Here is a 12,789-nt window from a genome sequence, read left to right as displayed (position 1 = left end):
ACAGTTGCAGGTGGGGCGGCGGGGACGTCGATCGTCCGTCGCGAGCCGTCTCGGTGCGATTATCTCTTTCACGTGACACAGATTTTATCGCCCGGCCCGCTCGTCGCCCACCGCCGTCTCCGTGGCGTTGCTCCGGCCCGCCGGCTGCGGATCGCCCGCCGTGCTCCGCCGTCGCCGCGGGGGTACTAGGCTCGACCGCGTGACCCGACGCACCAAGATCGTTTGCACCATGGGCCCGGCCACGGCAGACCCCGAGGTCCTGAGGGAACTCGTCGACGCCGGGATGGACGTGGCCCGCCTCAACTTCAGCCACGGCACCCACGCCGACCACGAGGCTCACTACCGCCGCGTGCGGGAGGCCTCCGATACCAGCGGGCATGCCGTCGGCATCCTCGCCGACCTGCAGGGCCCGAAGATCCGCCTCGGCCGGTTCGCCGAGGGCCCGACGGTGTGGAAGACCGGTGAGATCGTCCGGATCACCGTCGACGACGTCGAGGGCACGCACGACCGGGTCTCGACCACCTACGAACAACTCGCCGACGATGCGCGCCCGGGGGATCGCCTGCTCGTCGACGACGGCAAGGTCGGCCTGGTCGTCGAGCACGTCGAGGGTCCGGACGTGGTCTGCCGCGTGACCGAGGGGGGACCGGTCAGCAACAACAAGGGCGTGTCCCTGCCGGGGATGAACATCTCGGTGCCGGCGCTGTCGGAGAAGGACATCGAGGACCTCGAGTTCGCCATGCGGCTCGGCGTGGACTTCGTCGCGCTGTCGTTCGTGCGTTCCCCGGCCGACATCGAGCTCGTGCACGAGGTGATGGACCGGGTCGGGCACCGGGTGCCGGTGATCGCCAAGCTCGAGAAGCCCGAGGCCATCGAGAATCTCGAGGCGGTCGTGCTGGCGTTCGATGCGGTGATGGTCGCCCGTGGTGACCTCGGCGTCGAGATGCCGCTCGAGGAGGTGCCCCTGGTGCAGAAGCGGGCGATCCAGATCGCCCGCGAGAACGCCAAGCCCGTCATCGTGGCCACCCAGATGCTCGAGTCGATGATCGAGAACTCCCGGCCGACCCGCGCCGAGGCCTCCGACGTCGCCAACGCGGTGCTCGACGGCGCGGACGCGGTGATGCTCTCCGGCGAGACGTCCGTCGGCAAGTACCCGGTCGAGACGGTGCGGACGATGGCCCGCATCATCGCGGCCGTGGAATCCGATCCCACCCGGGTGCCGGCGCTGACCCACGTGCCACGCACCAAGCGCGGGGTGATCTCCTACGCGGCACGGGACATCGGCGAACGGCTCGAAGCCAAGGCGCTGGTGGCGTTCACCCAGTCCGGCGACACGGTACGGCGCCTGGCGCGACTGCACACCCGGCTGCCGCTGCTGGCGTTCACCCCGGTGCCGCACATCCGCAGCCAGCTGGCGCTGACCTGGGGCACCGAGACGTTCTCCGTCGAACCGGTCGACACCACCGACGTGATGGTGCAGCAGGTCGATGCGGCGCTGCTCTCCCTCGGCCGATACCAGCGCGGCGACCTCGTCGTCATCGTGGCCGGGTCCCCGCCCGGCCGCTCCGGCTCGACCAACCTGATCCACGTGCACCGGCTCGGCGAGAAGGACACCCATTGAGCCGTCGCACCGCGACCGATCTCGAGGTCCTCGTCGATCTGCTCGATCTCGCGCAGATCGACGAGGACCGCTACCGCGGCGAGCATCCGGCCCAGGTGGGCAGCCGCACCTTCGGGGGCCAGCTCGTCGCCCAGGCACTGATCGCGGCCGGCCGCACCGTCGGCGACCGGCCGGTGCACGCGCTCAACGCTCACTTCATCCGCGGTGGCGACGTCAAGGCGCCGATCGAGTATCGGGTGGCCCGGCACCGCGACGGCCGGGACTTCGCGAACCGCATGGTCACCGCGTCCCAGAACGGCCAGGAGCTGTTCGTCATGCTCGTCGCCTTCCAGCGGTGGGGTAAGGGACTCGAGCATGCGGTGAGCGTTCCGGAGGTGCCCTACCCGGACGTGCTGCCGCCGCTCGGGGACCACCTGTCCGGGTTCGAGGATCATCTGCCGCACTTCGTCAATGCCCTCAAACCGATCGACATGCGCTATGCCAACGACCCCGCGTGGATCCTCAAGGGCACCGGGGAACGGCTCTCGCACAACCGGGTGTGGATGCGCGCCGACGGCGCGTTGCCCGAGGACGCGCTCCTGCACGCCGCCACCCTGGCCTACAGCTCCGACACCACCGTGCTCGATTCGATCCTCACCACCCACGGGTTGTCCTGGGGACTGGACCGCATCGTCGCCGCGACCGTCAACCACTCCATGTGGTTCCACCGGCCGGTCCGGTTCGACGAATGGACGTTGTACGCCACCGAGTCCCCGGTCGCGGCGGGCTCGCGCGGGCTCGCGACGGGCCGCTACTTCACCCTCGAGGGGGAACTCGTGGCGACGGTCGTGCAGGAGGGGCTGATCCGCCACTTCCCGCGCCGCGGCTGACGCGGGCGACCGCGTTCCGCGCCGCCGCCTGCGCAGTTCCTCGTCCCACTCCGGGCGCCCCTCAGTGCTCCACGCGGCTGCGGCGGTTCTCGAGCTCGTCGAGGATCAGCCCCAGTCCGTAGCCGAACTCGTCCGCGAACGAGTAGTCCTTCCCGATCACCAGTTCGCCGATCAGCTCGGCCAGGTAAGGGTAGGTGTCGGCCGGCACGTCGAGCTCCGAGGCGAACTCCTCGGCGCCGTCCGCCGCCGCAAAGGGCAGTTTCAGTTCGGTGAGCACGAAGCCGTACACATATGCGTCGACGACCGAGAAGGCGTGGGACGCCAGGGCCACCGGGAAGCCGTTCGTGCGCAGGCAACCGAGCACGGCATCGTGGTGCCTCAGGAGCGACGGACCCGGCGAACGGCGGGACTCGATCAAGGTGAGCGCCCAGGGATGCCGGGCGAGCACGTTCCGGGCCGAGGTCGCCCGGTGGAACATCGCCTGCCGCCACGGTTCGCCCGGTCCGGGCAGCACGATTCCCGCGAAGATCCAATCCGCGAGCCCATCGAGCAGCTCGGCCTTGTTGGCGATGTGGTGGTAGAGCGACATCGCCTCCACACCCAGCTCCTTCCCGACGTTACGCATGCTCACCGCGGTGAGGCCGCCGCGGTCGGCTACGCGAACCGCGGCTTCGATGATCCCGATGCGGCTCAGCGCCGGCCGTTCGTTCATGTCTCCCTCGCGACCCTTGCGGACTTACAGCCGTAAGCCTAATGTCGCCAGACAAGACTTACATGTGTAAGGGAGGGCTTGTGAAGGCTGCAGTTGTCGACAGGTACGGGCCACCGCACGTCGTCCGCGTCGCAGAGGTGCCCACCCCGACCCCCAGGGACGCGGAAATCCTTGTCCGCGTCGCCGCCGCGGCCGTGACGGCCGCGGACTCGCGGATCCGCGCGGCTCGCTTCCCGAGCGGGTACGGACCGTTCGCCCGACTGATGTTCGGTGTGTTCCGGCCCCGGCGAAAAATCCTGGGCAGCACCTTCTCCGGTGTCGTCGAGTCGGTCGGGGTGAAGGTCGGCGGGTACTCCCGCGGCGACGAGGTGTGCGGCATGACCGGACTCGCGATGGGGACGCACGCGGAGTACGTCACGGTCGCGGCGGAGCGGGTGGTCCGCAAACCGGCAGCGGTCAGTCACACCGATGCAGCGGCGCTGCTGTTCGGCGGGAGCACCGCGCTGCACTTCCTGCGGGACAAGGCCGCGGCGGGACGCGGCGGTTCGGTGCTCGTGAACGGGGCGTCGGGTGCGGTCGGAACCAGCGCCGTCCAGCTGGCCAAGCATTTCGGCGCCACCGTCACGGCCGTCACCAGCACGCCCAACGTCGGCCTCGTCGCCGGACTCGGCGCCGACACGGTCGTCGACTACACGGTCACCCCGGTGTCCGACCTGACAGACCGGTTCGACGTCGTACTCGACACCGTCGGCAACCTCACCCCCTCGTCCGGCCGGACGCTCCTGACCGACGGGGGCGTTCTGCTGCTTGCGGTGGCGAACCTGTGGGAGACGCTGCGCCCCGGTGCCGATGTCAAGGCGGGCGCTGCGCCCGAGCGAACCGAGGACTTCGAGTTCCTCCTGGAGTTGTCGGCCGCCGGCCGGCTCGTCACCGTCACCGACGACATCGGGGGACTCGAGCAGATCGTCTCGGCCCACGCGCGAGTGGACTCCGGCCACAAGGTCGGCAACCTCGTCGTCCGACCGGCGGGGTGACCGCACCGCTTCGAAGCCGAGGATTCTGCCGAGCCGGCGGCGCTGCGATGCCGGAAACTGGGCTGATGACGATGTTCACCCCCATCAGCCCGGCCGTCCTTGCCGACGCCATCGCCGAGCGCGCCGCCGGGCACCACGGACGGGTGTGTGTCGCGATCTCCGCCGCCGACGCGGCCGCACCGCTGGATCTGGCCGAGCAGGTGGCCGCCCGCCTGCGCGTCGAGGGGCGGCCGGCGGCCGTGCTGTCGCTGCACGACTTCGTGCGCCCGGCCTCGCTCCGGTTCGAGCACGGGCGCACCGACCAGGAGAGCTACCGCGCGAACTGGTTCGACTTCGGGGCGCTCGACCGCGAAGTGGTCCGGGGCCTGCGGGAGAACGGACGGTGGCTGCCGAAACTGTGGGACGAGGTGGAGGACCGGTCGGCACGCGCGCGGCGGATCGACGCTCCCGACGGTCAGGTGCTGACGATCGCCGGGCCCATGCTGCTCGGTCGGGGACTGGGCTTCGACGTCACGGTGCACCTCGCGATGTCGCAGGCCGCGTTGGATCGGCTGACGCCCGCCGAGGACCGCTGGACGATCCCGCCACTGCTCGGGCACGACGCCGCGACGGCCGCCGACGCCGACATCGTCGTGCGGTACGACCACCCGGACCGGCCGGCGATGCACGCTGCCGGTGCGGTCGGCGGGGACCGGCGAGCCGGGCGGGGGCGATGAACCCGTGACCGGGCGGGGGCGATGAACCCGTGACCGGGCGGGGGCGATGAACCCGTGACCGGGCGGGCCCGGAGGCCGGACAGCCGGAAGACCGCACACACGTGCCGCCTGGTCGAGCCCGGGCCGGCGACGAACGGACCCTCCGCGCGCCGCGTCCCTTGTCCCCGCCGTCAGAGCTTGTAGCCGATCGTCCGCAGCAGGGCCTTGCGGTCGGCGACATCGGCGCTCGTCTCCACGCCCACGGGCGGGTTTCCGTCGATCACCCCGGCGATGCCCCGACCGAGATCGGTCTCGGCGACGATGATCTCGACCGGGTTGGCCGTGGCGCAGAAGATGCCGCAGACCTCCGGTACCTGCTTCAACGTGTTCAGGAAGTTCACCGGGTACCCGTCCTCGACGAACACGAAGAACGAGTGACCCGCGCCCACCGCCAGGGCGTTGCGCCGGGCCAACTCGACGAGCCGGTCGTCGTTGCCGGAGAAGCGCACGAGGCGAGGCCCGGACGCCTCGCAGAACGCCACGCCGAACCGCAGGTGAGGACTCACCCCGGCCAGTGCTTCGTGCAGATCCTCGACGGTCTTGACGAAGTGGGCCTGCCCGACGACGACGTTCATGTCGTCGGGCTTGTCGATCGCCACGATGTGCAACTCCACGATCGCCTCCTCGGATGCCCTGCGGACCGACAGACGTCGCCAGTCAGTCTGCCCGGCCGCGCCCCTCGGGGCAACGATCCCGCAGTCGGCGCCGAACGGAAGCTCTACCGCCGAACCTTCGGCGGGCGTCCCGGCACGGAGCATCCCGATCCGACCGTCCGGAGGACTTTTTCCCTCGGACCCGGGCGGGTCGACCGCCGGCACCGCACGCCCACGATGCGGGGCGTGAGGACCAATGCCCCTATGCCGGTCGTCCGGGGCGGCGCATGATCGGCTCGACGCGAACGGAGGGAGCGGCCGTGACGACGAGCAGCGACGCGGTGATCCGCAAGACGGCCGGCGAACTGCGGGTCCCGCCGAACCTGTCGGACTACGAGACCACCTGCGCTCGATTCACGTGGGAGCAGGTGGCGGCGCAGATGCCGGGCCCGCCGGGCGGCGGATGCAACATCGCCTGGTCGGCGGTCGACCGGCACGCCGACGGCCCGCTGCGGGACCGGCCGGCGCTCCGGTTCCTCGCACCGGGGGACGCAACCGGCCGCATCGAGGTCACGGAGTTGTCGTACCACGACCTCGCCGACCGGGTCCGCCGCTTCACCCGCGTCCTGCGCGACCTCGGGATCGGCAAGGGCGACCGGCTGTTCGTGTTCGCCGACCGGATCCCCGAGCTGTACATCGCTGTCCTCGGCGCCCTGCGCAACGGCACGGTCGTCACCCCGCTGTTCTCGGCCTTCGGTCCCGAACCGCTGGTCACCCGCCTCGAACTCGGCTCCGCGCAGGTCTTGGTGACCACGGAGGCGCTGTACCACCGGCGCGTCGCCGCGGTGCGCGACCGGGTGCCGACCCTCGAACACGTGCTGCTCGTCGGCGACGGCGGCGCCCCCACCGACGTGCCGGGCACGCTCGACCTGAGGGCACTGCTCGAGGCCGCCGAACCGGCCGCCGACCTCACCCCCACGACCGCCGACGACCCGTCGTTGCTGCACTTCACGAGCGGCACCACCGGCACCCCGAAGGGGGCGCTGCACGTGCACGGGGCCGTCGTGACGCACTACGCCACCGGCCGGTACGCCCTCGACCTGCACCCCGACGACATCTACTGGTGTACCGCCGATCCGGGGTGGGTGACGGGCACGTCGTACGGCATCGTCGCGCCGCTGCTGCACGGCGTCACCTCGATCGTCGACGAGGCGGAGTTCGACGCCGAACGGTGGTACCGGATCCTGCAGGACCAGCAGATCAGCGTCTGGTACACCGCCCCCACCGCCGTCCGGATGCTCATGCGCGCCGGACCCGAGGTGGCGAGGCGCTACCGGTTCCCGAACCTGCGGTTCGTCGCCAGTGTCGGCGAGCCGCTGGCCCCGGACGCCGTGTGGTGGGGTACCGAGGTGCTGGGACTCCCCATCCACGACAACTGGTGGCAGACCGAGACCGGCGGCATCATGATCGCCAATACACCGGCGTTCGACATCAAGCCCGGCTCTATGGGCCGTCCGCTGCCCGGGGTCGACGCCCGGATCGTCCGCCGCGACGAGGACGGCACCGTGCACGAGGTCACCGAGCCCGACACCGAAGGGGAACTGGCGCTGCGGGCCGGCTGGCCCTCGATGTTCCGCGGCTATCTGAACCAGGACCAGCGGTACCGCAAGTGCTTCGCCGACGATCTGTACCTCACCGGGGACCTCGCGCGCCGCGACGCCGACGGATACTTCTGGTTCGTCGGCCGCGCCGACGACGTCATCAAATCCGCCGGGCATCTCATCGGACCGTTCGAGGTCGAGAGCGCGCTCGCCGCGCACCCGGCCGTCCTCGAAGCCGCCGTGATCGGTGTGCCCGACGACATCCTCGGCGAGAAGGTCAAGGCGTTCGTCGTCCTCGAACGCGGCGTGGCACCGGACGACGCGTTGCGCCGCAAGCTGATCGGGCATGCCCGCGTCAAGCTCGGTGCGGCCGTCGCCCCGAAGGAACTCACCTTCGTCGACTCGCTGCCGCACACCCGCAGCGGCAAGACGCTGCGCCGGTTGCTCAAAGCCCGCGAACTCGGCCTCGCCGAAGGCGACACCTCGACGCTCGAGACCCCGGAGGTGGCCGGATGACCAGCGACCGGATCGGCGCTCACGCCGCCGGATTCCCCTACGACCGCGAGTTCGCGCTCGGGCTGCTGGCCGACATGCTGCGCATCCGGCGGATGGAGGAGAAGGCCGCCGAACTCTACGGCGCCGGCAAGATCCGCGGATTCCTGCACCTGTACGTGGGGGAGGAGGCCGTGGCAGTCGGGGCCCTGCACGCACTCGATCGCGGCGACACCGTCGTCGGTACCTACCGTGAACACGGGCACGCCCTCATCCACGGGTTGTCCATGAACGCGATCATGGCCGAGATGTTCGGCAAGCAGGAAGGCTGCTCCCGCGGTCGCGGCGGTTCGATGCACCTGTTCGACGCCGCCACCCGCTTCTACGGCGGCAACGCGATCGTCGGTGGCGGCCTGCCGCTGGCGGTGGGCCTGGCGCTGGCCGACAAGATGCAGTCGGCCCCGAGGGTCACCGCCTGCTTCTTCGGCGAGGGAGCGATGGCCGAGGGCGCGTTCCACGAAGCGCTCAACCTCGCGGCCCTGTGGCAGCTGCCGGTCCTGTTCTGCTGCGAGAACAACCTGTACGCCATGGGCACCGCCCTGGCCCGGTCCGAATCGCAGACCGACCTGTGCGCCAAGGCCGCCGCGTTCGGTGTCCCCACCCTCCGGACGGACGGGATGGACGTGCTCGCCGTCCACGAGACGACCCGGGCCGGGGTCTCCCACGTCCGCAGTACCGGCGGACCGATGTTCGTCGAGTTCCAGACCTACCGATTCCGCGCCCATTCGATGTTCGATCCCGAACTCTACCGGGACAAGGCCGAGGTCGAACGCTGGAAGGAACGCGGCCCCATCCACACGTTCTCGGCGCGGCTGAAGGCGCTGAATCTGCTGACCGAGGAACAGTTCCTGCACCTCGACGCGCAGGCCACGGCCGAGGTCGACGCCGCCGTCGCCTTCGCCGAGGCCGGCACCTGGGAGCCGGAGTCCGACCTCCTGCGCGATGTGACCACACCGGCCGGGGAGGCGCCGTGAAACTCAGCTATCGCGAAGCCCTGCGCGCCGCCCTGCACGACGCGCTCAGCACCGATCCGCGAGTGTTCCTGATGGGGGAGGACATCGGGCGGTACGGCGGCACGTACGCCGTGACCAAGGGCCTGCTCGACGAGTTCGGACCCGAACGCATCCGGGACACCCCACTGTCGGAACTGGGGTTCGTCGGCGCGGGCATCGGGGCGGCCCTCGGCGGGATGCGCCCCGTCGTCGAGATCATGACCGTCAACTTCAGCCTGCTCGCCCTCGATCAGATCGTGAACACCGCCGCCGCGCTGCGCCACATGTCGGGCGGCCAGTTCTCCGTGCCGATCGTGATCCGCATGGCCACCGGGGCCGGACGGCAACTGGCCGCGCAGCACTCGCACAGCCTCGAGGCGTGGTACGCACACATCCCCGGCATCCGGGTCCTGGCCCCGGCAACCGTGCAGGACGCCCGCGGAATGCTCGCCCCCGCCCTGGCGGATCCGGACCCGGTCGTCGTGTTCGAGCACGCCCTGCTCTACAACACCACCGCCGACGTCGACCCCGACGAACCGGTCGACATCGACCGCGCGCGGGTGCTCCGGCCCGGCGGCGACGTGACCCTCGTCGCCTACGGCGGCACCGTCGGCAAGGCCCTCGCCGCCGCGGAAACGCTCGCGGGCAGCGGCATCGAGGCCGAGGTCGTCGACCTGCGGGTGCTGCGTCCGCTCGACACCGCCACCGTCGTGGACTCCGTCCGCCGCACCCATCGGGTGGTGGTCGTCGACGAAGGCTGGCGCAGCGTCGGCCTCGCCGCCGAAGTGACCACCCGGATCGTCGAGGAGGCGTTCTACGACCTGGACGCGCCCGTGGCCCGGGTGTGCAGCGAAGAGGTGCCGGTGCCCTACGCCCGGCACCTGGAACAGGCGGCGATCCCGCAACCGGAGAAGATCGTCGCCGCCGTGCTGGCGTTGACGGGCGAGAACTGAGGAGGCGACGTGTTCGAGTTCACCCTGCCGTCCCTCGGCGCCGACATGGACGAGGGCACCCTGACCGAATGGCGCGTCGCACCCGGTGACACGGTCGAGCGGGGCCAGGTGATCGCCTCGGTGGACACCGCGAAGGCGGAGGTCGAGGTCGAGATCTGGCGGGACGGGGTCGTCCACCGGCTGCTCGCGCAGCCGGGCGTGACCCTGCCGGTCGGCGCGGCGATGGCCACGATGCTCGAACCCGGGGAGGACGCTCCGCCCGTCGACGGGATCCCGGCGTCCGAGGCCCCGGCTGCGACACCCGTCCCCGCACCGGCTGTGGCGGCCCCCGTTCCCGCGCCCGCCGGTGCGGCCCCCGCCACCCGGCCCGCGCCGGCCGCGCGGCGGCGGATCTCGCCGGCCGCCCGCCGGCAGGCCCGGGCGCTGGGCGTCGACCTCGACACCGTGACCGGCACCGGGCCCTGGCAGTCGGTGACGATCGAGGACGTCGATCGGGCGGCGGCCGCCCGTACCGCGGTCGCATCCGCCGCCCCGGCGCCCCCGCCCGCCGCGGCTCCGGCGAAGACCCCCGTCGACAAGGCCGCCGAGATGCGCCGCGCCATCGCATCCGCGATGGGACGGTCCAAGCGGGAGATCCCGCACTACTACCTCTCGGAGCAGATTCCGCTCACACGCGCCCTCGACTGGCTCACCGACTACAACGCGCAACGGCCGGTCACCGAGCGCGTCCTGCTTGCGGCGCTGCTGATCAAGGCGGTCGCGCTGGCCACCCGGCGCTGTCCGGAGATGAGCGGATTCTGGACCGACGACGAGTTCCACCCGGCCCCGGCCACACACGTGGGGGTGGCGGTCTCCCTGCGCCAGGGTGGGCTGATCGCCCCGGCGATCCACGACGTCGCCGACCTCGCCCTGCCCGAACTCATGGCGGCTCTCGCCGACCTCGTCAAGCGCGCCCGGGCCGGATCGTTGCGCAGCTCGGAGATGTCCGACCCCACCGTCACCGTGACCAACCTCGGGGAGGAGAGCGTGGAGTCGGTGTACGGGGTGATCTACCCGCCGCAGGTCGCGCTGGTCGGTTTCGGCAAGCCGACACGGCGCCCGTGGGTCGACGGCGACACCGTGCGGCCCGTATCGGCGGTCACCGCGACCCTGGCCGCCGACCATCGGGTCAGCGACGGCCGGCGCGGCGCCCTGTTCCTGACCGAGATCGCCGAACTGCTCCAGCACCCCGAACGACTGTGAGGTGAGATCGTGACCACCGACGAGACCGCTACCGGCGAACCCGCCGACCTCCGCGCCGCCGTCGTCGCCGCGATCGCCGACGTCGCCCCCGAGATCGAGGATCTCGAACTGGCGGGGGACCGGCCGCTGCGCCAACAGGTCGACCTCGACTCGATGGACTGGCTGAACGTGCTGATCGGCCTGCGATCGTCGCTCGGAGTGGACATCCCCGAGGCGGACTACGCGCACCTGAGCACGCTCGACGGTCTCGTCGACTATCTGGCGCAGCGCCTCGGCCAGTGAACCCCCCGGATCGGGTCCCCGACCGCCCGGCCGGGTGCATGCTGGGGAGTGCAACGACCGACGAGGATGCAGTCGTGGACGGGGACATGGCCGGGAACAACCCTCTGTGTGGGCGAGTCGGAGAGATCGCCGTGGCGCTGCGGAGGCTGTCCGACTCGCTCGACGAGGGCGACGAGCTGCCCGAACTCCTGCGGCGGCTCGTCGACAACGTCGTGAAGATCGTGCCCGACGCCGGGAGCGCAGGGGTGACGGTGGTACGGGACGGTCGGCTCGAGACCGAGGTCTGCAGCAATCCGCTGGTCTACGAACTCGACCACGCGCAGTTCCTCGCCGGTGCAGGGCTGTGCCTCGACGCGGCGCGGAGCGGCCGGGTGGTCCGCGCGGACCGCGCGGAGACGCGGCGACGCTGGCCGGAATTCGCGGAGCGCGCGGAACAGTTCGGGACGGCGAGCTCACTGGCCGCCCCCCTGCGGATCGACGAGGAGACAGCCGGCTCGTTCAACCTCTACAGCGAGCACGACCACGGATTCGACTCGCTGGACGAGACGCTGGTGGAGGTGTTCACGACGGCTGTGGAAACCGCGCTGCGGCAGGCCCGACGCGGTGCCCGCGCCCGGGCGGAGATCGCGCAACTCGGTCGCGCCCTGCGGTCGCGTCCGACGATCGACCGCGCGGTCGGGATCGTCATGGCCGCTCGCGGACTGACCGCCGAGGAGGCCTTCGCCGTGCTGGTGCGGCAGTCGCAGCACGAGAACGTCAAGCTGCGCGACATCGCGGCCCGCCTCGTCGCCCGGCCCGTCCCCACCGGTCGGCCCCCACGCCCGGGGCCGTGACCGGGCGGGGCCCACCCGGTGAGGTGCGGCCCGCCGCCGATTCGGGAAAAACCCCGAAAGCGAGGTTTCGCCGGTGTGCCCGGAGGTATCACTCCGACAGCCGCAGCCGATCCGGCTCCGGTCACGTGTTCGAACGAAAGGAGCCGGCCATGGCCGAGCACGCAGGACGAACTATGACCCGGACACCGGTGCAGACAGCCGCCCTCGCTGTCGGCGTGGTGTTCCTCCTCGTCGGCATTCTCGGGTTCATTCCCGGAATCACGACCAACTACGACACCATGACGTTCGCCGGACACGAGTCCGAGGCCCTCCTGCTCGGGATCTTCGAAGTCTCGATCCTCCACAACATCGTGCATCTGCTCTTCGGCGTGGCGGGCGTCGCGATGGCCCGCACGGTGGGTGCCGCCCGGTCCTACCTCATCGGCGGCGGCATCATCTACCTGGTGCTGTGGCTCTACGGCCTGATCATCGACAAGGACAGCTCGGCCAACTTCGTGCCGGTCAACTCCGCCGACGACTGGCTGCACTTCGTTCTCGGGGTGGGCATGATCGCCCTCGGCTACCTCCTCACCCGCCGGACCACGACGCACCGCGCCGTGCCCGGTACCCGCTGACCGTCACCCCTCGACCGCCGGTCCTCGCCGCTCGCGGCGAGGACCGGCCGCGTTTCGCACCACCCCGCCGACGGACACGCGGCGATCGGCCTCGACCGCGGCGCGCCTGCCGAGCGGCGTTCACCTCCGCGGCCCG

At 71.0% G+C, this 12,789-nt stretch carries 13 protein-coding genes; 11 read left to right on the top strand and 2 right to left on the bottom strand.

Annotation, left to right across the window (positions count from 1 at the left end; genetic code table 11):
* The first annotated feature begins 199 nt into the window (after positions 1–199).
* Together pyk and QNA09_RS12470 are read left to right on the top strand one after the other, a co-directional pair.
* On the top strand, positions 200–1,621 hold the full coding sequence (gene pyk / locus QNA09_RS12475) for a pyruvate kinase (protein ID WP_010595289.1): 1,422 nt from the start codon (positions 200–202) through the stop codon (positions 1,619–1,621).
* Positions 1,618–2,490 carry an acyl-CoA thioesterase II gene (locus QNA09_RS12470; protein ID WP_010595290.1) on the top strand — a complete coding sequence of 291 codons (873 nt, stop codon included), beginning with the start codon at positions 1,618–1,620 and terminating at the stop codon, positions 2,488–2,490. Before pyk ends, QNA09_RS12470 begins: the two co-directional genes overlap by 4 nt.
* A 61-nt stretch (positions 2,491–2,551) precedes the next feature.
* Here QNA09_RS12470 and QNA09_RS12465 read toward each other — a convergent pair whose 3' ends face one another.
* Complete coding sequence (locus QNA09_RS12465) at positions 2,552–3,202, bottom strand: TetR/AcrR family transcriptional regulator (protein WP_017682171.1); 651 nt, start codon at positions 3,200–3,202, stop codon at positions 2,552–2,554.
* An 80-nt stretch (positions 3,203–3,282) separates the two neighbouring features.
* On the opposite strand from QNA09_RS12465, the gene QNA09_RS12460 reads away from it, so the two are divergent.
* Complete coding sequence (locus QNA09_RS12460; RefSeq protein WP_102031171.1) at positions 3,283–4,236, top strand: NAD(P)-dependent alcohol dehydrogenase; 954 nt, start codon at positions 3,283–3,285, stop codon at positions 4,234–4,236.
* 65 nt (positions 4,237–4,301) lie between these two features.
* Positions 4,302–4,952: a uridine kinase gene (locus QNA09_RS12455; protein WP_048771048.1), complete on the top strand. Its 651-nt coding sequence runs from the start codon at positions 4,302–4,304 to the stop codon at positions 4,950–4,952.
* A 170-nt stretch (positions 4,953–5,122) separates the two neighbouring features.
* Here QNA09_RS12455 and QNA09_RS12450 read toward each other — a convergent pair whose 3' ends face one another.
* Positions 5,123–5,605: an adenosine-specific kinase gene (locus QNA09_RS12450; RefSeq protein WP_010595294.1), complete on the bottom strand. Its 483-nt coding sequence runs from the start codon at positions 5,603–5,605 to the stop codon at positions 5,123–5,125.
* Between the two features lie 266 nt (positions 5,606–5,871).
* Here QNA09_RS12450 and acsA point away from each other — a divergent pair, with 266 nt between their 5' ends.
* The 7 genes from acsA (at position 5,872) to QNA09_RS12415 (ending at position 12,653) form a co-directional block, all read left to right on the top strand.
* Entirely contained in the window at positions 5,872–7,701 is a 1,830-nt protein-coding gene (acsA, locus tag QNA09_RS12445) for an acetate--CoA ligase (RefSeq protein WP_017682174.1), read from the top strand.
* Positions 7,698–8,711: a pyruvate dehydrogenase (acetyl-transferring) E1 component subunit alpha gene (gene pdhA, locus QNA09_RS12440; protein ID WP_017682175.1), complete on the top strand. Its 1,014-nt coding sequence runs from the start codon at positions 7,698–7,700 to the stop codon at positions 8,709–8,711. The genes acsA and pdhA overlap by 4 nt, the downstream gene beginning before the upstream one ends.
* A complete protein-coding gene (locus QNA09_RS12435; protein WP_017682176.1) occupies positions 8,708–9,682 on the top strand; it encodes an alpha-ketoacid dehydrogenase subunit beta in 975 nt (324 codons plus the stop codon). Before pdhA ends, QNA09_RS12435 begins: the two co-directional genes overlap by 4 nt.
* Before the next feature lie 9 nt (positions 9,683–9,691).
* Positions 9,692–10,924 carry a dihydrolipoamide acetyltransferase family protein gene (locus tag QNA09_RS12430; protein ID WP_040275099.1) on the top strand — a complete coding sequence of 411 codons (1,233 nt, stop codon included), beginning with the start codon at positions 9,692–9,694 and terminating at the stop codon, positions 10,922–10,924.
* Positions 10,925–10,933: 9 nt separating this feature from the next.
* Positions 10,934–11,206 (top strand): acyl carrier protein, encoded by a 273-nt coding sequence (locus QNA09_RS12425; protein ID WP_010595299.1) that lies wholly within the window; start codon positions 10,934–10,936, stop codon positions 11,204–11,206.
* Between the two features lie 74 nt (positions 11,207–11,280).
* Positions 11,281–12,039, top strand: a complete 759-nt coding sequence (locus tag QNA09_RS12420) for a GAF and ANTAR domain-containing protein (protein ID WP_052455357.1) — start codon at positions 11,281–11,283, stop codon at positions 12,037–12,039.
* Between the two features lie 173 nt (positions 12,040–12,212).
* The gene (locus QNA09_RS12415; RefSeq protein WP_017682388.1) at positions 12,213–12,653 is read left to right on the top strand and encodes a DUF4383 domain-containing protein; all 441 of its coding nucleotides are present in this window, start codon (positions 12,213–12,215) and stop codon (positions 12,651–12,653) included.
* Positions 12,654–12,789: the final 136 nt, after the last annotated feature.

Origin of the sequence: Rhodococcus sp. AH-ZY2, from assembly GCF_030916465.1 — a bacterium.
Lineage (GTDB): Bacteria > Actinomycetota > Actinomycetes > Mycobacteriales > Mycobacteriaceae > Rhodococcus > Rhodococcus ruber.
Note: the sequence above shows the minus strand (reverse complement) of the source record. Positions and strands in the feature narration are given on the sequence as shown.

Bases quoted from the DNA above. Each gene is read 5' to 3' on its own strand.
- QNA09_RS12415 (WP_017682388.1), top strand. From the start codon at position 12,213: ATGACCCGGACACCGGTGCAGACAGCCGCCCTCGCTGTCGGCGTGGTG.
- acsA (WP_017682174.1), top strand. From the start codon at position 5,872: ATGATCGGCTCGACGCGAACGGAGGGAGCGGCCGTGACGACGAGCAGC.
- QNA09_RS12465 (WP_017682171.1), bottom strand. From the start codon at position 3,202: ATGAACGAACGGCCGGCGCTGAGCCGCATCGGGATCATCGAAGCCGCG.
- pdhA (WP_017682175.1), top strand. From the start codon at position 7,698: ATGACCAGCGACCGGATCGGCGCTCACGCCGCCGGATTCCCCTACGAC.
- QNA09_RS12455 (WP_048771048.1), top strand. From the start codon at position 4,302: ATGACGATGTTCACCCCCATCAGCCCGGCCGTCCTTGCCGACGCCATC.